This is a genomic window from Carboxylicivirga sp. M1479, assembly GCF_007097485.1.
GTDB lineage: Bacteria > Bacteroidota > Bacteroidia > Bacteroidales > Marinilabiliaceae > Carboxylicivirga.
This window is the reverse complement of the sequence record NZ_VKDE01000085.1, coordinates 1-878: the sequence shown is the minus strand read 5'-3', so window position 1 is coordinate 878 and position 878 is coordinate 1. Positions and strand designations below refer to the sequence as shown.

General features: G+C 44.9%; 1 protein-coding gene. It reads right to left on the bottom strand.

Features of this window, described 5'->3' with window-relative positions:
- Positions 1-878: sulfatase-like hydrolase/transferase (locus FNN09_RS20875; protein WP_143304426.1), on the bottom strand; the 878-nt coding region annotated here is incomplete at both ends.

The window sequence follows — 878 nt, the reverse complement described above, 5'->3', positions numbered from 1 at the left end:
GTTGGCATCATATCCCAAAAAGCAGAGATGTGATCTGATGTTGTACCTGCTTTAATTTGGCCAGGCCAGCTGGCAATAAATGGTACACGAATACCCCCTTCGTACAAGTCACGCTTGTAACCTTTGTAGGCACCGTTACTGTTAAAATAACCAGGCTGGGCGCCTCCTTCTTTATGAGGGCCGTTATCTGAAGTAAAAATAATCAAGGTATTATCGCTCAATCCTAACTCTTCTACTTTGTCCACAATCTCACCCACCTGGTCGTCCAAAAGGGTTACCATGGCAGCAAAGGCAGCGTGTGACTCCGGTTGTGAGCCATAGCGACCTTTTCTGAATCCTTTACCCTTATCAAGTCCTTTATAGGCATGTTCGGGATCATATTTTCCTCTGAACTTCTCCATATATTCTTCCGGTGCAAACAACTCGGCATGAGGAATAATGGATGGTACATAGCAAAAGAAAGACTCATCCTTATGATCTTCGATAAACTTCAGTGTTTTATCATGGATTAAGTTAGGAGCATATATGCCTGTTTTTTGTCCGGCATTGGCCTCCAACACAAGGCTATCCTGGTTAGAGCGCAAGAAATAAGGATAATAATGATGGCCTAACATTTGGCAGTTGTAGCCAAAGAAGGTGTCGAATCCCTGGTTATTGGGATCTCCTTCAGAACCAGGGTATCCCAATCCCCACTTACCAAAGGCTCCTGTGGCATAACCGGCTTGTTTAAATAGCTCAGCAATGGTAAAATCCTCAGCTCGAATAGGGTATTGTCCTTCTGGCTTGTGTTCTCGGTTGCCACGTATAAAGGTATGCCCTGTATGCTGGCCGGTCATGAGTGAAGAACGCGATGGTGCACAAACTGTACTGCCCGAATA